The sequence below is a fragment of the Marinobacter salexigens genome (assembly GCF_002806945.1).
Lineage (GTDB): Bacteria > Pseudomonadota > Gammaproteobacteria > Pseudomonadales > Oleiphilaceae > Marinobacter > Marinobacter salexigens.
On sequence record NZ_NIHC01000001.1, the window covers coordinates 430,646 to 449,417 of the forward strand.

Here is an 18,772-nt window from a genome sequence, read left to right on the forward strand (position 1 = left end):
TTCATATAAGGAAAAGGCCATGAGGGTAGCAATCATCGGCGCCGCCGGGCGTATGGGTAAAGTGCTGATTGAAGCGGTTGACGGCACAGAAGGGCTCGAGCTGGGCGCAGCTATCGTTGAGCCTGGCAGCAGCCTCATCGGAGCCGATGCCGGCGAAATGAGCAGCATCGGAAAAACCGGCATCAAAATGGCGGGTACCCTGGCTGACGTAAAAGACGACTTCGACGTGCTTGTGGACTTCACCTTCCCGGACCTCACCCTGGAGAACGCCGAATTCTGCAAAAACAACGGCAAAATGCTGATCATAGGCACCACCGGTTTGACCGACGCCGAAAAGCAGCAGCTGGCCCTGGCGGCAGAATCCACCCCCGTGGTGTTTGCGCCCAACATGAGCGTAGGCGTTAACGTGGTGCTCACCCTCCTGCGCACCGCTGCCGCCACCCTGGGCGACGACTACGACGTCGAAATCATCGAAGCCCACCACCGCCACAAAAAAGACGCCCCCTCCGGCACAGCTCTACGCATGGGTGAAGTGGTTGCTGAAGCGCTCGGTCGCGATCTCAAAGAGTGTGCTGTCTACGGCCGCGAAGGCTTCACCGGCGAACGCACCCGCAAGGAAATCGGCTTCGAAACCATCCGTGCCGGCGACGTTGTAGGCGACCACACAGTCCTGTTCGCCACCGAAGGCGAGCGCATCGAGATTACTCACAAAGCAAGCAGCCGGATGACCTTTGCAAAAGGTGCCATGCGTGCAGCTCTGTGGCTAAAAGACAAGCCTGCTGGTTTGTATGACATGCAGGATGTTTTGAATCTGAAGTGAGTTGCTTTTGCAGGTTGAGTTGAGGCCCTGCTCTGAGGCAGGTGCTCGGTAGCTTTGCTCCGGGAATGTCGAAGGCCAAGGACGGCCGAAGACAAGCGCACATGGATGTGCTCGTAGCGGTTCCCGGAGCAAAGCTACCGAGTGCCGGCCGGTGTTTGGTGCGTACTCGAGTGTGAGGGGCGATTTTACATGGACACAAAACCGCAAATTTCATACAATAAGGCGGTTTAACTGCACCAAGCGTAGGCTTCAAAAAGCCCAAGGGACCAAAAAGTCCCCGGATAACAATAAGCGGGACGGAGTTTTAACTCCCTCTCGCTTTTTTGCGACCTGAATTTGCGCTTGCGTTCCTGCACGTGACGAAACGAAACGCCACTCGATGAGGATACAAGCCTTGAGCACACCCGCAATCCTTGCACTCGCAGACGGAAGCCTGTTTTACGGCACCGCCATTGGCGCTGACGGCGAAACCAGCGGCGAAGTGGTGTTTAACACCGCCATGACCGGCTACCAGGAGATCCTGACCGACCCGTCCTACTCCCGCCAACTCGTTACCCTGACATACCCCCACATCGGCAACACCGGTGTTAACGAAGAAGATGTAGAGTCTGATCGTATTCAGGCTGCCGGCCTGATTATCCGGGATCTACCCCTGATCGCCAGTAACTGGCGCAGCGCGCAGACGCTCGATGACTACCTGCGAAGCAATAACATTGTCGGCATAGCCGATATCGATACCCGCCGCCTCACGCGCATCCTCCGCGAGACAGGTTCCCAGAGTGGCGCCATTGTGGCTGGCGCTGACGCTACGGCAGAGCGCGCACTTGAGCTGGCTAAAGCCTTTCCCGGCCTTGAAGGCATGGACTTGGCAAAAGTTGTCACCTGCGACAAGCCTTACAAATGGACCCAGGGAGACTGGACTCTTGGTGAAGGTTATGCAGAAGGTGGCGAACCAAAATTCAAGGTTGTCGCTTGGGACTACGGCGTTAAGTACAACATCCTGCGCATGCTTGCCTCTCGCGGCTGCGAAGTGACAGTTGTGCCCGCAGAAACCCCTGCATCAGATGTGCTGGCGATGAACCCGGACGGGATCTTCCTCTCCAACGGCCCGGGCGACCCAGAGCCTTGCGATTACGCAATCAAGGCCATCCAGGAAGTACTCGAAACCGAAATTCCTGTGTTTGGCATCTGCTTGGGGCACCAGCTACTGGCTATTGCCAGTGGCGCGAAAAGCATGAAGATGAAGCATGGCCATCACGGTGCCAACCACCCGGTTCAGCGTCTTGAAAACAGCACAGTTATGATCACCAGCCAGAACCACGGTTTTGCTGTGGATGAGGCAAGCTTGCCTGCCGTGCTGGAAGTTACCCATAAGTCGCTGTTCGATGGCACTTTGCAGGGTGTTCGTCGCACCGATAAGCCAGCATTCAGTTTTCAGGGGCACCCCGAGGCGAGCCCGGGGCCTGGTGATGTGGCGACCTTGTTTGATGAGTTTATCCGGTTGATGGAAGCCCGAACGGCCTAAAGCCGGGCAAGGGATATACGCATCACCCCAGATACGCGCCGCATTGTTGCGCTGAAAGAATTTAAACGTTGCTGACAGGTTTACCAAGACATGCCGAAACGGACCGATATTAAAAGCATCCTCATTCTCGGCGCAGGCCCGATCGTAATCGGACAGGCGTGCGAATTTGACTACTCCGGAGCCCAGGCCTGTAAAGCCCTGCGCGAGGAAGGTTACCGAGTCATCCTGGTTAACTCGAACCCGGCCACCATAATGACCGACCCGGTGATGGCGGATGCCACCTACATCGAGCCGATTACCTGGCAAACCGTTGCCAAAATAATTGAAAAAGAAAAGCCCGATGCGGTACTTCCAACCATGGGTGGCCAGACAGCATTGAACTGCGCGCTGGAATTGGAAAAGCACGGAGTCTTGGCTGAGCATGGCGTAGAAATGATTGGCGCCAACGCAGACACCATCGACAAAGCAGAAGACCGCAGCCGTTTCGATAAAGCCATGAAGGCTATCGGCCTGGAATGCCCACGCGCCTCAATTGCTCATTCCATGGAAGAAGCCTGGAAAGTCGCCGAAGATATCGGCTTTCCGTGCATTATCCGCCCCTCTTTCACCATGGGTGGGTCTGGTGGTGGCATTGCTTACAACCGCGACGAGTTTGAAGAAATCTGTACCCGCGGGCTGGATCTCTCTCCAACCAAAGAGCTGCTTATTGATGAGTCGCTTATTGGCTGGAAAGAATATGAAATGGAAGTTGTCCGCGACAAGGCCGACAACTGCATCATCGTGTGTTCCATTGAGAACTTCGATGCGATGGGTGTTCACACGGGTGACTCCATCACTGTCGCGCCTGCCCAGACGCTGACAGATAAAGAATATCAAATCATGCGGGATGCCTCTCTGGCAGTACTGCGTGAAATAGGCGTAGAAACAGGCGGCTCCAACGTTCAGTTCGGTATTCATCCGGACACCGGGCGTATGGTTGTTATCGAAATGAACCCGCGGGTTTCCCGTTCATCGGCGCTGGCTTCTAAAGCCACCGGCTTCCCGATTGCCAAGGTTGCTGCCAAGCTGGCCATTGGCTACACGCTGGATGAGCTGCGCAATGAAATTACAGGTGGTGTAACGCCGGCTTCTTTCGAGCCTAGCATCGACTACGTTGTTACAAAGATTCCCAGGTTTACCTTCGAGAAATTTCCCCAAGCCGACGCACGCCTAACTACCCAGATGAAGTCTGTGGGTGAAGTTATGGCTATTGGGCGCACCTTCCAGGAATCCATGCAGAAGGCTCTTCGTGGGCTCGAAGTCGGGTCTGATGGTTTTGATGAGCAGCTCGAGGAGTACACCTCTGAGAGTTCCCGCGAAACCCTCACCCGCGAGCTAAGCGTTCCCGGTGCTGATCGTGTTTGGTACATCGGTGATGCCTTCCGTGCAGGGCTCAGCGTTGAGGATGTGTTTGAGGTGACCAAGGTCGATCCTTGGTACCTGGTACAAATCGAAGACCTTATCCGCGAAGAGCAAGCCTTAAAGACTGCGGGTAAGGCCGATATTGATCATGCCACCTTGTTCCGTCTTAAGCGTAAAGGCTTCTCGGATGCTCGCTTGGCTAAGCTGCTGGCTATATCAGACGTAGAGATGCGCAAAATGCGCCACGATCTGAATATCCGCCCTGTCTATAAGCGGGTAGATAGCTGTGCGGCAGAGTTTGCCTCCGATACGGCGTACATGTACTCAACCTATGAGGAAGAGTGCGAAGCTGAGCCGACTGATCGGGATAAAATCGTTGTGATTGGTGGCGGACCCAACCGGATTGGTCAGGGCATCGAGTTCGATTACTGCTGTGTTCACGCGGCATTGGCCATGCGTGAAGATGGCTACGAAACCATCATGATCAACTGCAACCCGGAAACAGTGTCCACTGATTACGACACCTCAGACCGGTTGTATTTCGAGCCGATTACCCTTGAAGACGTGTTGGAAATCATCAACATCGAGAAGCCTAAAGGTGTCATCGTTCAGTATGGTGGTCAAACGCCGCTCAAACTGGCGCGTGGCCTTGAAGCAGCCGGCGTTCCCATTATTGGTACCAGCCCCGATGCCATTGACCGGGCAGAAGACCGTGAGCGCTTCCAGCAGATGATTCAGCGCCTGGGCCTGAAACAGCCCGAAAACGCCACAGTTCGCAGTCTCGAAGAGGGTATTGTTGCGGCCAATGAGATTGGCTACCCGCTGGTTGTTCGCCCGTCGTACGTGCTTGGCGGCAGGGCGATGGAAATTGTTTATGGTGAGGACGAGTTGGTGCGCTATATGCGCAGCGCTGTTCTGGTCTCTAACGATAGCCCGGTATTGCTGGATCACTTCCTTAACGCCGCTATAGAAGTAGATATTGATGCTATCTGCGACGGCACGGATGTGGTTATCGGCGGTATCATGCAGCACATTGAGCAGGCTGGCATTCACTCTGGTGACTCTGCATGTTCGCTTCCCCCTTACACGCTGCCGGCAGATGTGCAGGATGCCATGCGCGAAGCGGTCAGTAAGATGGCCATTGAGCTGGAAGTGGTCGGCCTGATGAACGTACAGTTGGCTTGGCAGGATGACGAGATCTATGTGATCGAAGTTAACCCGCGCGCCTCAAGAACAGTGCCGTTTGTATCCAAGGCTATCGGTGTGTCTCTGGCCAAGGTAGCGGCTCGTGTTATGGCAGGCACTTCGCTCGCAGAGCAGGGATTCACCAAAGAAGTGGTGCCAAGCTACTACGCTGTGAAGGAGTCTGTATTCCCCTTCAACAAGTTCCCATCTGTAGACCCGATCCTTGGGCCTGAAATGAAGTCCACTGGTGAGGTTATGGGGCTTGGTGATAGCTTTGATGAGGCCTTTGCCAAGGCTTCTTTGGCCATTGGTGAGCGCTTGCCCTCTAGCGGTACCGTATTTATGTCCGTTCGTGATGTGGATAAATCAGGCGCGATTCAGCTAGCCCGTGACTTGGTTGAGATTGGATTCCAGCTTGTCGCCACCACCGGCACCGCGAAGGCTCTCCGTGCCGAGGGCATCGAGGTGGAGCGGGTTAACAAAGTTGGGGAAGGGCGCCCTCACATTGTTGATGCCATCAAGAACGGCCAGGTTCAGCTCATTATTAACACCACAGAGGGCCGTAAGGCTGTGTCTGACTCGGCGCAGATTCGCCAGTCGGCGTTGCAAACCAAAGTGGCTTATACAACAACGCTGGCGGGTGGCGAAGCCTTCTGCCGAGCTATAAAATTTGGTCCAGAGCGTACAGTGCGCCGTCTGCAAGACCTACACGCAGGGAAGTAAGATTATGAGTGAACGAGTACCTATGACCATCGCGGGCGAAGCCCGCCTCCGCGAGGAGCTTCAGCAGCTTAAATCCAACGACCGCCCCCGGGTTATCGCGGCAATTTCGGACGCCCGTGAGCACGGCGACCTTAAGGAAAACGCCGAGTACCACGCTGCCCGGGAGCAGCAGAGTTTTATTGAAGGCCGGATTCAGGAGATTGAGGGCAAGCTTTCTGCAGCTCAAGTGATCGATGTAACGGCTATGGAGAACACCGGCAGGGTGATCTTCGGCACCACAGTTCATCTGCTGAATGTTGATACAGATGAGCAGGTGGTTTACAAGATCGTTGGTGAGGATGAGGCGGATATCAAGGAAGGTAAGCTGTCGATTTCTTCACCCATTGCCCGCGCGCTGGTTGGCAAGAGCGAAGATGATGTTGTTGCCATCCGCGTGCCCTCTGGCACAGTGGAGTATGAAATCGAAAAGGTAGAGTACGTCTGATGGAGGCGACGCTGGCATAGTTCGGCGTGCAGAGAATGAAAAACCGACTGCGTTGTGCGCAGCCGGTTTTTCTGTTTATTAGCGTTAGAGAATGTCAGCTCTTGTGGCGCAAAAGGTTAGAGAGCTTTGGGTTGGGTTGTTTTGCCCTGCGCATGAGTACAGCAATTTTTCCTATGGTTTGTACCAGTTCAGCATTGCTGGCTTCACACAGGGCGCTGATCGCTTGCTGGCGGGCTTCCCGGTCCTGGCTCGCGACTTTGATCTTGATGAGTTCGTGATCGTTCAGGGCGCGCTCCAACTCTTCCTGAAGGTTCTCAGTAAGGCCCTTGTCGCCAACAATAATGATTGGTTTCAGGTTGTGGGCAATGGCGCGGTATTCCCGGCGCTGTTCCGCTGAAAGGCTCATGATGTAATCTCTTTATCGGTGCAATTAACAAAAGGTCAGCGGCATATTCGCTGGCAACGTCGTATAATCGGCGGATTGTAACAGACAACCTTGTATACAGATCACCCTGCAGGCGTTGTAATTTCCGAGATAAGGCCCACATACAAAGAACATGGGGATTTATCCGGCGTTCAGAAACGTCTCAAGGTTGATCCGCAGCTACGTTTTTCTGTGGCCGTTACGGATGGGCCGTTTCTGGTGGATAGACGTATAATTAGTGTAAGGTGTCAGTAAAGAGTAGTTCCTTCGATGGCCTGCTCTTCAATTCACAGGTGATGATCCTTGAACGATATGGCAAAAAATCTGGTTCTCTGGCTGATAATAGCCGCGGTACTGTTGATGGTGTTTCAGAATTTCTCTCCCACCACCACCGGTCAGCAAGTCAATTATTCCCAATTCGTTGAAATGGTTCAGCAGGGCCAAGTCAACAAAGTCACTATTGATGGTCTTGAAATTCAGGGCACCCGTGGCGATGGTTCCCAGTTTCAGACAATTCGCCCTCAGGTGGCGGACAACAAGCTGATGGACGATCTGCTGGCGAACAAGGTGGAGGTGATCGGTAAAGAACCCGAGCGCCAGAGCCTGTGGACGCAGCTGTTGGTTGCGGCTTTCCCGATTCTGATCATCATTGCGTTGTTTGTGTTCTTCATGCGGCAGATGCAAGGCGGTGGTGGCGGCAAAGGCCCCATGTCGTTCGGCAAGAGCAAAGCGCGCCTGATGAGCGAAGACCAGATTAAAACCACCTTTGCCGATGTAGCGGGTGTGGATGAGGCCAAAGAAGATGTTAAGGAGTTGGTGGATTTCCTTCGGGACCCCAGCAAGTTCCAGCGTCTTGGTGGCAGCATTCCCAAGGGTGTCTTGATGGTAGGGCAGCCGGGTACCGGTAAAACCCTGCTGGCCAAAGCCATTGCTGGCGAAGCCAAGGTGCCTTTCTTCTCGATTTCCGGTTCGGATTTCGTTGAAATGTTCGTGGGTGTGGGTGCTTCTCGTGTGCGGGACATGTTCGAACAGGCCAAGAAACAGAGCCCTTGCATCATCTTCATTGATGAGATTGATGCGGTCGGTCGCCATCGTGGTGCTGGCATGGGTGGTGGCCACGACGAGCGTGAGCAGACACTGAACCAGTTGCTGGTTGAAATGGACGGCTTCGAGGGTAACGAAGGCGTTATCGTTATCGCTGCGACTAACCGCCCGGACGTTCTGGACCCGGCGCTATTACGCCCAGGTCGCTTCGATCGCCAGGTTGTGGTTGGGCTGCCCGACATCATTGGACGCGAACAGATTCTCAAAGTACACATGAAGAAAGTGCCTTTGGACGATAACGTTGAGCCCGCGTTTATTGCCCGTGGGACGCCCGGATTCTCTGGTGCCGATCTTGCCAACCTGGTGAACGAGGCAGCCCTCTTTGCGGCTCGCCGCAATATGCGCCTGGTTTCCATGGAAGAGTTTGAGCTCGCGAAGGACAAGATCATGATGGGCGCTGAGCGCAAGTCCATGGTGATGAGCGAAAAAGAAAAGCTGAACACGGCCTACCACGAGGCGGGCCACGCAATTGTTGGCCGGTTGATGCCTGAACATGACCCGGTTTACAAGGTGAGCATAATTCCCCGTGGGCGGGCGCTTGGTGTAACCATGTTCCTGCCTGAGGAAGATAAGTACAGCCACAGCAAGCGGTTCCTGATCAGCTCTATTTGCAGTCTGTTTGGTGGACGAATTGCGGAAGAGCTGACACTCGGCTTTGATGGCGTTACCACCGGAGCCTCGAACGACATTGAGCGTGCCACCAGCTTGGCCCGCAATATGGTTACACGTTGGGGGTTGTCCGAGAAGCTTGGGCCTTTGCAGTATGATACCGACAGCGAAGAGCCGTTCCTCGGCCGCTCCGCTGGTCAGGCGCAAACGGTCTATTCGCCTGAAACGGCGCAACGCATTGATGAGGAAGTCCGAAATATCATCGATACTTGCTATGAGAAGGCGACAGAAATTCTGGTGGACAACCGTGACAAGTTGGATGCCATGGCTCAGGCCTTGATGAAGTACGAGACCATTGATCGTCATCAGATTGATGACATTATGGAGGGCCGCACTCCACGTCCGCCGAAAGGTTGGGATGACCGAGGATCTGCAGGTGGAGCCAAGGCAAGTGGTTCGGGTTCTGCCCCTGAGTCCAAGCCGGCCGAAGACGGTAAGCGGCCGGATGTTGGTCGGCCCGCAGGAGAGCATTAAGGCTTCCGGTCTGAAATAGCTCAATCTGATTCGCGCCGCCCTGACTACGGGCGGCGTTTGTTTTTGCCAGGCACTGCTTCTCCGGTTTCTGGTACGCCTGTCCAGAAAGGTTAGTTATGGAAATGAAGTTTGCCCGGCGAGTGTTGGACATGTCCCGCTGCCATGTGATGGGTGTCCTCAACGTTACGCCAGACTCTTTCTCCGATGGTGGTCGGTTTAACCAGCTGGATATGGCGCTCTTTCGGGCGCGCCAGATGGTCTCTGATGGCGCCGCGTTTATTGATGTCGGCGGCGAATCGACTCGCCCTGGTGCTGCGAGTGTCTCGGTTCAGGAAGAGCTCGATCGGGTCTGTCCTGTGGTTGAGGCAATTTCGCGGGAGCTGGATGCGATTGTTTCCGTGGATACCAGCACGCCAGCGGTCATGACTCAGGCGGTGGAGTTGGGCGCAGGGCTTGTCAACGATGTGCGCGCGTTGCAAAGAGACGGAGCTCTGGCGGCTGCTGCAACCGCCGGTGTGCCTGTTTGCATCATGCACATTCAGGGCGAACCGAAAACCATGCAAGATCGCCCCGAATACCAGAATGTAATGCGCGAGGTTGGGGAGTTTTTATCCCAGCGCGTTCGCGTGGCTGTGCAGGCCGGGGTGTGTGCCGAGAATATTATTCTGGACCCCGGTTTCGGGTTTGGGAAAAAACTTGAGCATAACCTGCGCCTGCTTGCTTCCCTGGAGCAGCTCCGGGCGCTGGGTCATCCGTTGTTGGTGGGGATGTCCAGAAAATCCATGCTCGGAAATATAACTGGTCGGGATGTAGATGAAAGGTTGCCCGCGAGCCTCGCGGCCGCGACAATATCTGCAATGAAAGGTGCCAGTATCATTCGTGTGCACGATGTCAGGGAAACCATAGATGCCGTCAAGGTTGCGACGGCCGTAAAGGAGGCGGATTAATGGCCGGAAGAAAATATTTTGGTACAGACGGCATACGCGGCAGGGTGGGTGAGCACCCGATTACACCCGAGTTCATGTTGCATTTGGGCTGGGCTGCCGGGCAGGCGTTTAAAAGGGCGGGACAGCGCAATAGTGTATTGATTGGCAAAGACACCCGTTTGTCAGGTTATATGTTCGAGTCTGCTTTAGAGGCTGGATTGTCAGCGGCGGGTGTGGATGTGAAGCTGCTGGGCCCGATGCCGACGCCAGCTATTGCTTATCTGACTCGTACATTTCGTGCGTCAGCAGGCATTGTGATCAGCGCCTCTCATAACCCCCATCACGATAATGGCATCAAGTTTTTCTCCGCGGAAGGCACCAAGCTGGATGACGCTCTGGAAGCCGAGATTGAGCGCTGGCTGGATACGCCAATTGCCGTCTGCGGCCCTGGAGAACTGGGTAAGGCTTCAAGAATCGAGGATGCACCGGGGCGCTACGTTGAATTTTGCAAGAGCACCGTGCCGAACGAGTTTACCCTCGATAACTTGAAAATTGTTCTGGATTGCGCCCATGGAGCTACCTATCACGTTGCCCCGAAAGTATTTCGTGAGCTGGGAGCAAAAGTGTTTGTTATCGGTGCAGAGCCGGACGGACTGAATATCAACCTGAATGTCGGGTCGACACACCTTGATGCCCTGAAGCAGGCAGTTATTGATAAAGAGGCCGATCTGGGCATTGCCTTTGATGGCGATGGTGACCGGGTGTTGATGGTTGACCAGGATGGCTCCGAAGTTGATGGCGATGAGTTGCTGTACGTAATGGCCGCTCAAAGATTTGAAGAGGGTCGCCTCAAGGGTGGTGTAGTCGGCACGTTGATGACTAACCTTGGGGTTGAGCTGGCGCTGACAGAGATGGGTATATCATTCGAGCGTGCGAATGTTGGTGATCGCTATGTAATGGAGCGGCTGATCGCAAACAATTGGGTGCTGGGTGGTGAAGGCTCCGGGCACATGGTTATACGTGATTGCACCAGTACCGGCGATGGCATTGTGTCGGCTCTCCAGGTGCTTTTGTCTATCTGGAAGTCCGGGAAGACGCTTGCTGAAATGCGTAAAGGCATGAGTAAGCTGCCTCAAACCATGATCAACGTGCGTGTAGAGCAGCGCTTTGATCCGTTTAGTCGTGCGGATATAGTCGATGCAGTCAAGAGTGCAGAGCTGGAGCTTGGTGATGCTGGCAGGGTTTTGCTGCGCGCATCTGGAACTGAGCCGCTGATTCGTGTGATGGCCGAAGGTCAGAACGCTGACGATATACGACGTGTTGTTGAAAATCTGGTCAAGGTCGTCGAAAACTCAACACCCTGATATTGTTGATTTCAGGCGGTTGTCTGTTATGAGGGACTGCTGTATAGTGCGCCCTCCCTTACGTTAGGGAACTGTTATGCGTCGCAAGATTGTAGCCGGAAACTGGAAGATGAACGGGTCGAAAGATCTGTCTGAAAAACTGGTAGGCTATGTCCGGGGTGAAGCCGGATCTCTTGATAATGGCGTGGAGGTTGTTATTATTCCTCCCGCACTTTACGTCGGCGATGTTTTGGCGCAGGCACGAGGCGCTGTGTCGGTTGGCGTTCAGAATGTAGGGCAGTGGCAGTCGGGTGCCTATACCGGGGAGATTTCTCCGGAGATGGCTAAAGATGCAGGATGTCATTACGTTCTGGTAGGGCATTCAGAGCGTCGTCAGCTCTTTGGCGAGACCGATGAGCTGGTAGCTGAGAAGGTGTCGCTAGTTATTGCCAGCGGTTTGACCGCCATTGTATGTGTTGGCGAAACTCTGGCCGAGCGGGACTCCGGTGAAGCCGAGTCAGTTGTTGCTGACCAGGTGCGCAAAGGCTTGGTTGCGGTGGAACAGGCAGAAGACGCAGGTAAGGCGTGGAAGAGAATCGTTGTTGCTTACGAGCCAGTATGGGCAATAGGTACCGGTAAAACGGCTACTGCAGAAGATGCCCAGGCTATGCATGCATCAATACGCAGCGTGCTGAAAGATATGGGTGCGCCTGCCGAGGAGATTTCACTACTTTACGGCGGCAGTGTAAAAGCGGATAATGCAGCGGCTCTTTTTTCTGAGCCCGATATCGACGGCGGTTTAATCGGTGGGGCATCGCTGGTCGCAGAAGATTTTGTTAGTATTTGCCGGTATGTTCCGGCGAGTACTTAAAGCTAAAGGTTTGCGGGAATCGATATGGATTGGATGGAAACACTGGTAGTCGTTGTGCACGTGGTGATCGCGGTGGCGCTGGTGGGTCTGGTGCTGATCCAGCAAGGCAAAGGTGCAGATGCGGGCGCGGCATTCGGTGGTGGCGCTTCACAGACAGTTTTTGGTAGTCAGGGTAGCGGTAGCTTTCTGACCCGTGTAACGACCTTGCTTGCAGTCGTGTTTTTCGTGACAAGTTTTTCGCTGGCTGTTTTTGCGAAGCAGCGCGCGGAAGTGGCGGGTGAGGCAGGTATTCCGACTGTCAAGGAATCCCGTCTGACTCCTGCAGCTGATGCGGCGGCTGAAAGTGAATTCGAGGGCGGGGAATCTGATCTCCCCGAGCTTGAGTGAAGTATTGCCCAAGTGGTGGAACTGGTAGACACGCTATCTTGAGGGGGTAGTGGCGAAAGCCGTGCCGGTTCGAGTCCGGCCTTGGGCACCAATTAAGAAAAAAAACGGCTTGGGTAATCCAGGCCGTTTTTTTGAGCAGTCCTTGACCAGTCCGCCCGGCGTCTCTATACTCCGGCGGATATTGGAGCCTGACATCCGTTTTTGTCGGGCTTCTGGCAGGCCAGGTGTCTGTCAGCAGGAAACGGTATACCGGTTTGTTTCCTGCGAGTTCTTGCAACAAAAGGCCCCGGTTATCGGGGCTTTTTGATTAAGGGGCCTGGCGCATCGGGTCCTGGTGCGTAAAAAGGGCTGACTAACAGCCCTTTTTTTGTTTTTGGGGCCGGTAAATTACATAACGGAGACCGCCTAACTTGTCAGGCAAGCTTAAACAACTGGAAGACATTCTTCGCCCTGTGGTGGAAGGATTGGGTTATGAGTTCTGGGGAATTGAATATCGTTCCAAGGGCTATCAATCCATGCTGCGGGTTTTTATAGACGATGCTGAGAATGGTATCGGCATTGACGATTGCGAGAAAGTCAGCCGTCAGATCAGTGGTGTGATGGACGTAGAAGACCCCATCCAGACTGAGTACACGCTTGAGGTTTCATCACCGGGGATGGATCGACCGCTGTTCCGGCTTGAACAATATCAGGCATTTGTCGGGCACAAAGTGCAAATTCGCTTGCGCATGGCGTTTGAAGGCCGGCGGAAGTTCCAGGGGCTTTTAAAAGGTGTAGAGGGGGATGATGTCGTGGTGGTTGTTGACGATCATGAGTATTTGTTGCCTTTTGACAGCATCGAAAAAGCCCAAATCATTCCCGTATTCGAGTGAGCTATTTGAACAACTCAGTAGATGCACAGTTTATATTCAGGGCAGGGCAATCCAATGAGTAAAGAGATCTTGCTGGTGGTTGAGGCCGTCTCGAACGAAAAAGGCGTCGAGAAGGATGTGATTTTCGAGGCAATCGAACTGGCCCTCGCCACCGCTGCAAAAAAACGCTACGAAGAGGAAGAGTCGGATGTGCGCGTGTCGATAGACCGCCGCACAGGCGAATATGAAACCTTCCGTCGCTGGCTTGTAGTTGATAATGATGCGGTTCCTGCATTGGGTACCGAACTGACGCTTCAGGAAGCTGAAGAGATCGATCCTGAGCTCAAGCCAGGCGATACCTATGAAGAGAAGGCTGAGTCAGTTGCCTTCGGTCGCATCGGAGCCCAAGCTGCGAAGCAGATCATTTTCCAAAAGGTTCGCGAAGCTGAGCGTAGTAAAATCGTTGATAGCTACCGCGACCGTGTTGGCGAGTTGGTATCAGGTACCGTCAAAAAGGTTACCCGCGATAACGTTATTGTTGATCTGGGTGCAAACGCAGAAGCTTTGTTGCCAAGGGAGCACCTTATCCCGCGTGAAACCTTCCGTATGGGAGACCGGGTTCGCTCGCTACTGCTGGAAATTCGCACAGATCACCGTGGCCCGCAGCTGATTCTTAGCCGTTCAGCGCCTCAGATGCTGGTTGAGCTGTTCCGCATCGAAGTTCCCGAGATTGCCGAGGAGTTGATCGAGATTCGGGGCGCTGCCCGGGATCCTGGCTCTCGAGCCAAGATTGCGGTCAAAACTAACGACCGTCGTATAGATCCGGTGGGCGCTTGTGTAGGTATGCGCGGTTCCCGTGTCCAGGCCGTTTCAAACGAGCTGGGTGGTGAGCGTGTCGATATCGTGCTTTGGGATGATAACCCTGCACAGCTGGTTATCAACGCAATGTCGCCTGCAGAAGTTGCTTCTATTGTGATGGATGAAGACCGCCACACAATGGAAGTAGCTGTTGCAGCAGACAACCTGGCTCAGGCTATCGGTCGTAACGGGCAGAACGTTCGATTGGCTACCGAACTGACAGGCTGGACTCTGAACGTGATGACGGAAGAAGAGGCCGGAGAGCGTCAGGAGCAAGAATACAATACGTTGATTGAACAGTTCACAGCCCATCTTGATGTGGATGAAGAATTTGCTGGCGTGCTGATCGACGAAGGCTTTACCTCTATTGAAGAGGTTGCCTATGTGCCAATGGAAGAAATGCTGGCAATCGAAGGCTTTGACGAAGACACAGTTACTGAGCTTCGTCGCCGCGCCAAGGATGTCTTGTTGAGCCAGGCGCTGGCTAACGAAGAGGCACTCGACGGTGTAGAACCAGCAGAAGATCTTCTGGCTATGGACGGAATGGATCGTGGACTGGCATTTAAGCTGGCCGGAATGGGAGTGCTTTCCATGGAAGATCTGGCTGAGCAGTCGGTTGACGACCTGCTTGAAATTGAAGGTATGGATGAAGAGCGTGCAGGGCAGTTGATTATGGCCGCACGCGCCCCCTGGTTTGAAGACCAGGCTTAATTCGGGAGGAGACCGGTATGGCTGAAGTAACGGTAAAACAACTGGCCGAGGATGTAGGCGCTCCCGTGGATCGTTTGCTGAAGCAGATCGTGGAAGCCGGCTTGAAGGCCCGCTCAGAAAACGACACTGTATCCAGTGATGAGAGGCAGCAGCTGCTGACCTATCTGAGAAAGACCCACGGTGAAGCAGGCGCTGAGCCGAACAAGATTACTCTTAAGCGTAAAACCACAACCACGCTCAAGGCAGGTAAGGCCAAGACCGTTAATGTGGAAGTGCGCAAACGCCGCACCTATGTAAAGCGCGCTGACTTGCAGCCGGAGCCTGAAGTTGCAGCGCCGGCACCTGTAGCAGAAGAGTTGCCAGAAGAGAAAAAGGTGGAGCAGCCTCAGGCAGAGCCCGTAGTTAATGAAACTGCTCCGCAGGCAGAAACAGCAGCGCCTTCCGAGGCAGCTCAAGCTGAAACGCCCGCTGTTGAAGAAAAGGCACCTGCTGAGAAGGTTGAACCGAAAAAGGCCGCTGAGCCTGATCCTGTCGTCGCACCGGAAGATATTCCGATGCCACCGCCTGAGGGTGACGGTAAAGATCGCAAGCCGAAGAAAAAGAAAGAAAAAGTTCGTGACCGTGGCGATGATGGTGAAGATGGCAAGCCTAAAAAGAAACAGGCTGGGCATCGCGGGCCACGCAGTCGTCCTGCAGAAGCGCCGTTGGTAGTCTCGGATGACGATGATGACACCACGCTGCGCAAACCACTGCGGGCGAAAAAGAAACCCAAAGAGAAGCGACATGGCTTCGAGAGGCCGACCAAACCAATGGTCAGAGAAGTAGAAGTTCCAGAAGTAATTACCGTTGGCGATCTTGCCCAGCGGATGGCTGTCAAGTCCGGTGATGTCATCAAAGCGTTGATGGGCATGGGTGTGATGGCAACTATAAATCAGCCGCTGGACCAGGAAACCTCAACACTGGTTGTTGAAGAGCTGGGCCACAAAGCCAAGCCTATTAGCGATGATGCGTTTGAGCACGATGTGCTTAGCGAATTCAAAGTTGAAGGCAAAGATAAGGCAAAGCGTGCTCCGGTAGTGAGTGTGATGGGTCATGTAGACCACGGTAAAACATCGCTTCTGGACTACATTCGTCGTACCAAGGTTGCCTCTGGTGAGTCTGGTGGTATTACGCAACACATAGGTGCATACCACGTAAAAACTGACCATGGCATGATTTCCTTCCTGGACACCCCGGGTCACGCAGCGTTTACCGCTATGCGTGCTCGTGGAGCCCAGTGTACAGATATCGTAATCCTGGTGGTTGCCTCTGATGACGGTGTTATGCCGCAGACCAAAGAAGCAGTGGAGCATGCCCGCTCTGCAGGCGTCCCACTCGTGGTAGCTATCACCAAGATGGACAAAGAGCAGGCCGACCCGGATCGGGTGAAGAACGAGCTGTCTGCTATTGAAGTTATCCCGGAAGACTGGGGTGGCGACGTACAGTTTGTACCTATCTCTGCACACACCGGGGACGGTATTGATACGCTTCTTGAGGCGGTGCTACTTCAGGCCGAGATCCTTGAGCTTGAGGCCTCTCCCGACGCGCCAGCCAATGGTGTCGTTGTTGAGTCCAGTCTTGAGCGTGGCCGAGGTTCTGTGGCCACGGTGTTGGTTCAGAACGGCACATTGCGTCAGGGGGATATGGTTGTAGCCGGTTCCTTCTTCGGTAAAGTCCGCGCAATGACAGATGAAGCAGGCAAGCAAGTTAAAGAAGCGGGCCCGTCTATCCCTGTTGAAATTCTGGGGCTGAATGGCACGCCTAACGCTGGAGACGAGTTCTTTGCCGTAGCCGATGAGCGCAAGGCGAAAGAATTGGCAGAGTTCCGTCACGTGCGTGAGCGCGAGCAGCGTTTGCAGCGAGCTCAGGCAGCCAAGCTTGAAAACCTGTTCGAGAACATGGGTAAAGATGAGGTTAAAACCCTCAACCTGGTTCTTAAAACAGATGTGCGTGGATCACTGGAGGCGATCACCAAGTCGTTGCAGGATCTGGGTAACGAGGAAGTACAGGTCAAGATTGTGTCTTCCGGCGTTGGCGGTATTGCTGAGACAGACGTAAGCCTGGCCATGGCCACCAACGCAGTCATTTTTGGTTTCAACGTGCGAGCCGAAACATCGGCGAAGCGCTTGGTTGAGCAGGAAGGCTTGGACCTACGCTACTACAGCATCATCTATAACCTTCTGGATGATGTGAAAGGCGCGTTGACCGGCATGCTGGCACCGGAGTTCCGCGAAGACATCGTTGGAATTGCCGATGTGCGTGACGTATTCCGGTCACCAAGGTTTGGCCAGGTTGCTGGTTGTATGGTTACCGAGGGTACTGTGTACCGTAACAAGCCAATCCGTGTACTGCGCGACAACGTGGTTATCTTTGAGGGCGAGCTGGAATCCCTGCGCCGCTTCAAGGACGACGTGCCAGAAGTCCGTAACGGCATGGAGTGTGGTATCGGTGTTAAGGGCTACGATGTGAAGGTCGGTGACCAGATCGAAGTCTTTGATCGTGTCAGGGTCGAGCGTAAGCTCGAATCCACGGGGGCCTAATGGCTAGAGAGTTCAGTCGTATTGATCGCATTGGCGATCAGATGCAGCGTGAGCTTGCCCTGCTGATTCAGCGCGAGGTAAAGGATCCGCGGTTAGGCATGGTAACGGTGAATGCGGTCAAGGTCAGTCGCGACCTTGGCTATGCCGATGTTTATGTCTCTCTGTTGACCACCGAGGAGCTCACTGCTGAGTCTCCCGAGGTTGTGGACTCGATTTCTGTGCTGAACAGAGCAGCAGGATTCCTGCGCGGACAGGTGGGAAGGGCTATGAAGCTGCGGGTTATCCCGCAGCTTCGGTTCCACTTTGATGCGTTGCAAGGCTACAGCCGCAGAATGGATAACCTGATTCGCGAAGCGGTTGGCGATACGCCAGCCGTTAAGTTGAATGAAGAGAATCAGGGCGACAATCCGACTGATAACCAGAGTGATCCGGAGTCAAACGCTTGAGCCGTAGACGCAAAGGCCGTGATGTTAATGGCATTCTGGTAATCGATAAGCCGCTTGGCATTACCTCCAATGGTATTCTGCAGCAGGTTAAGCGCCTTTATGGCGCTGCCAAAGCTGGCCATACCGGCGCGCTCGATCCGCTTGCTACGGGTGTGCTTCCCCTGTGTTTCGGAGAGGCCACAAAGTTTTCCCAAATGATGCTGGATAGTGATAAAGCCTACATAGCCACTGCAAAGCTTGGTGTTCGCACCGAAACCGGTGACAGTGAAGGTGCAGTGGTCGCTACAAAACCAGTACCAGAGAATCTTACTCCGGAAGTGCTTGAGCCCGTGCTTGAGCAGTTCCGTGGTGATATACAACAAGTTCCTTCCATGTATTCCGCGCTCAAGCATAACGGACGCCCGCTCTATGAGTATGCCCGTGAAGGCATTGAAATTGAGCGCCCTGCACGTCCGGTTACTATTTATAGCCTTGAGCTGCTGGCCGTTCGTGAGCATGAGTTGGATATTGCGGTTAAGTGCACCAAGGGTACGTACATTCGCTCACTCGTTGAGGATATCGGCGAAGTGATCGGTTGTGGTGCCCATGTCATTGAACTCAGGCGCACTCTGGCTGCAGGGTTTACCCTGGACGATGTACACGCAGTGCCTGATCTTGAGGCAATGCGGGAGCGTGGTGAGAGCTTGGATGGCCTTCTGGTAGCACCAGATGCGGCGCTCTCCATGTTCCCGGAGCACCGTCTTTCGGGCCAGCCTTTGGTGTCGATATTGAATGGACAACCGGTTAGAATACCAGGCCGGGCTTATGATGGCTTCGTGCGCCTTTATGGCAACGAGGGCTTTGTAGGACTGGCAGAAGCATTGCCTGAAGGCGAGGAAACCAAACTGGTTCCACGTCGGCTGGTGAGTGATAGCGGCAAGCGTTAAGCAAACCGCTGTTTAGCCGGGCTGTAGAGATGCGCGGTTCGGCCGGATTAGACAGCATCGCAAAC

Annotated in this window: 15 protein-coding genes and 1 tRNA gene; 15 read left to right on the plus strand and 1 reads right to left on the minus strand. The window is 54.1% G+C overall.

Annotation, left to right across the window (positions count from 1 at the left end; translation table 11 throughout):
• Window positions 1–19 precede the first annotated feature (19 nt).
• From dapB to greA, 4 genes are all read left to right on the plus strand, one after another.
• Window positions 20–820, plus strand: a complete 801-nt coding sequence (gene dapB, locus CDH47_RS02030; RefSeq protein ID WP_100638154.1) for a 4-hydroxy-tetrahydrodipicolinate reductase — start codon at window positions 20–22, stop codon at window positions 818–820.
• 394 nt (window positions 821–1,214) lie between these two features.
• Complete coding sequence (gene carA / locus CDH47_RS02035) at window positions 1,215–2,345, plus strand: glutamine-hydrolyzing carbamoyl-phosphate synthase small subunit (protein ID WP_100638155.1); 1,131 nt, start codon at window positions 1,215–1,217, stop codon at window positions 2,343–2,345.
• A 90-nt stretch (window positions 2,346–2,435) separates the two neighbouring features.
• A complete protein-coding gene (gene carB / locus CDH47_RS02040) occupies window positions 2,436–5,654 on the plus strand; it encodes a carbamoyl-phosphate synthase large subunit (RefSeq protein ID WP_100638156.1) in 3,219 nt (1,072 codons plus the stop codon).
• Window positions 5,655–5,658: 4 nt separating this feature from the next.
• Entirely contained in the window at window positions 5,659–6,138 is a 480-nt protein-coding gene (greA, locus tag CDH47_RS02045) for a transcription elongation factor GreA (RefSeq protein ID WP_100638157.1), read from the plus strand.
• A 94-nt stretch (window positions 6,139–6,232) separates the two neighbouring features.
• Here greA and yhbY read toward each other — a convergent pair whose 3' ends face one another.
• Window positions 6,233–6,544 carry a ribosome assembly RNA-binding protein YhbY gene (gene yhbY, locus CDH47_RS02050; protein ID WP_100638158.1) on the minus strand — a complete coding sequence of 104 codons (312 nt, stop codon included), beginning with the start codon at window positions 6,542–6,544 and terminating at the stop codon, window positions 6,233–6,235.
• Between the two features lie 321 nt (window positions 6,545–6,865).
• On the opposite strand from yhbY, the gene ftsH reads away from it, so the two are divergent.
• From ftsH to truB, 11 genes are all read left to right on the plus strand, one after another.
• Window positions 6,866–8,809, plus strand: coding sequence for an ATP-dependent zinc metalloprotease FtsH (ftsH, locus tag CDH47_RS02055; RefSeq protein WP_239985546.1), 1,944 nt, complete (start codon window positions 6,866–6,868; stop codon window positions 8,807–8,809).
• A 116-nt stretch (window positions 8,810–8,925) separates the two neighbouring features.
• Window positions 8,926–9,756 (plus strand): dihydropteroate synthase, encoded by an 831-nt coding sequence (gene folP, locus CDH47_RS02060; RefSeq protein WP_100638159.1) that lies wholly within the window; start codon window positions 8,926–8,928, stop codon window positions 9,754–9,756.
• Window positions 9,756–11,099: a phosphoglucosamine mutase gene (glmM, locus tag CDH47_RS02065; RefSeq protein WP_100638160.1), complete on the plus strand. Its 1,344-nt coding sequence runs from the start codon at window positions 9,756–9,758 to the stop codon at window positions 11,097–11,099. The genes folP and glmM overlap by 1 nt, the downstream gene beginning before the upstream one ends.
• A 76-nt stretch (window positions 11,100–11,175) precedes the next feature.
• A complete protein-coding gene (gene tpiA, locus CDH47_RS02070; protein ID WP_100638161.1) occupies window positions 11,176–11,949 on the plus strand; it encodes a triose-phosphate isomerase in 774 nt (257 codons plus the stop codon).
• Between the two features lie 24 nt (window positions 11,950–11,973).
• Window positions 11,974–12,336, plus strand: a complete 363-nt coding sequence (secG, locus tag CDH47_RS02075) for a preprotein translocase subunit SecG (protein WP_100638162.1) — start codon at window positions 11,974–11,976, stop codon at window positions 12,334–12,336.
• A gap of 6 nt (window positions 12,337–12,342) precedes the next feature.
• Window positions 12,343–12,427: transfer RNA gene (locus CDH47_RS02080), tRNA-Leu, on the plus strand.
• 319 nt (window positions 12,428–12,746) lie between these two features.
• Entirely contained in the window at window positions 12,747–13,208 is a 462-nt protein-coding gene (gene rimP / locus CDH47_RS02085) for a ribosome maturation factor RimP (RefSeq protein WP_100638163.1), read from the plus strand.
• A gap of 54 nt (window positions 13,209–13,262) precedes the next feature.
• Window positions 13,263–14,756 (plus strand): transcription termination factor NusA, encoded by a 1,494-nt coding sequence (gene nusA / locus CDH47_RS02090; protein ID WP_100638164.1) that lies wholly within the window; start codon window positions 13,263–13,265, stop codon window positions 14,754–14,756.
• Window positions 14,757–14,773: 17 nt separating this feature from the next.
• On the plus strand, window positions 14,774–17,335 hold the full coding sequence (gene infB, locus CDH47_RS02095; RefSeq protein ID WP_100638165.1) for a translation initiation factor IF-2: 2,562 nt from the start codon (window positions 14,774–14,776) through the stop codon (window positions 17,333–17,335).
• Window positions 17,335–17,781 (plus strand): 30S ribosome-binding factor RbfA, encoded by a 447-nt coding sequence (gene rbfA, locus CDH47_RS02100; protein ID WP_100638166.1) that lies wholly within the window; start codon window positions 17,335–17,337, stop codon window positions 17,779–17,781. The genes infB and rbfA overlap by 1 nt, the downstream gene beginning before the upstream one ends.
• The gene (gene truB / locus CDH47_RS02105) at window positions 17,778–18,707 is read left to right on the plus strand and encodes a tRNA pseudouridine(55) synthase TruB (RefSeq protein ID WP_100638167.1); all 930 of its coding nucleotides are present in this window, start codon (window positions 17,778–17,780) and stop codon (window positions 18,705–18,707) included. Before rbfA ends, truB begins: the two co-directional genes overlap by 4 nt.
• The last annotated feature ends 65 nt before the right edge of the window (window positions 18,708–18,772 follow it).

Bases quoted from the DNA above. Each gene is read 5' to 3' on its own strand.
- dapB (WP_100638154.1), top strand. From the start codon at position 20: ATGAGGGTAGCAATCATCGGCGCCGCCGGGCGTATGGGTAAAGTGCTG.
- carB (WP_100638156.1), top strand. From the start codon at position 2,436: ATGCCGAAACGGACCGATATTAAAAGCATCCTCATTCTCGGCGCAGGC.
- greA (WP_100638157.1), top strand. From the start codon at position 5,659: ATGAGTGAACGAGTACCTATGACCATCGCGGGCGAAGCCCGCCTCCGC.
- yhbY (WP_100638158.1), bottom strand. From the start codon at position 6,544: ATGAGCCTTTCAGCGGAACAGCGCCGGGAATACCGCGCCATTGCCCAC.
- folP (WP_100638159.1), top strand. From the start codon at position 8,926: ATGGAAATGAAGTTTGCCCGGCGAGTGTTGGACATGTCCCGCTGCCAT.
- glmM (WP_100638160.1), top strand. From the start codon at position 9,756: ATGGCCGGAAGAAAATATTTTGGTACAGACGGCATACGCGGCAGGGTG.
- tpiA (WP_100638161.1), top strand. From the start codon at position 11,176: ATGCGTCGCAAGATTGTAGCCGGAAACTGGAAGATGAACGGGTCGAAA.
- secG (WP_100638162.1), top strand. From the start codon at position 11,974: ATGGATTGGATGGAAACACTGGTAGTCGTTGTGCACGTGGTGATCGCG.
- nusA (WP_100638164.1), top strand. From the start codon at position 13,263: ATGAGTAAAGAGATCTTGCTGGTGGTTGAGGCCGTCTCGAACGAAAAA.
- infB (WP_100638165.1), top strand. From the start codon at position 14,774: ATGGCTGAAGTAACGGTAAAACAACTGGCCGAGGATGTAGGCGCTCCC.
- rbfA (WP_100638166.1), top strand. From the start codon at position 17,335: ATGGCTAGAGAGTTCAGTCGTATTGATCGCATTGGCGATCAGATGCAG.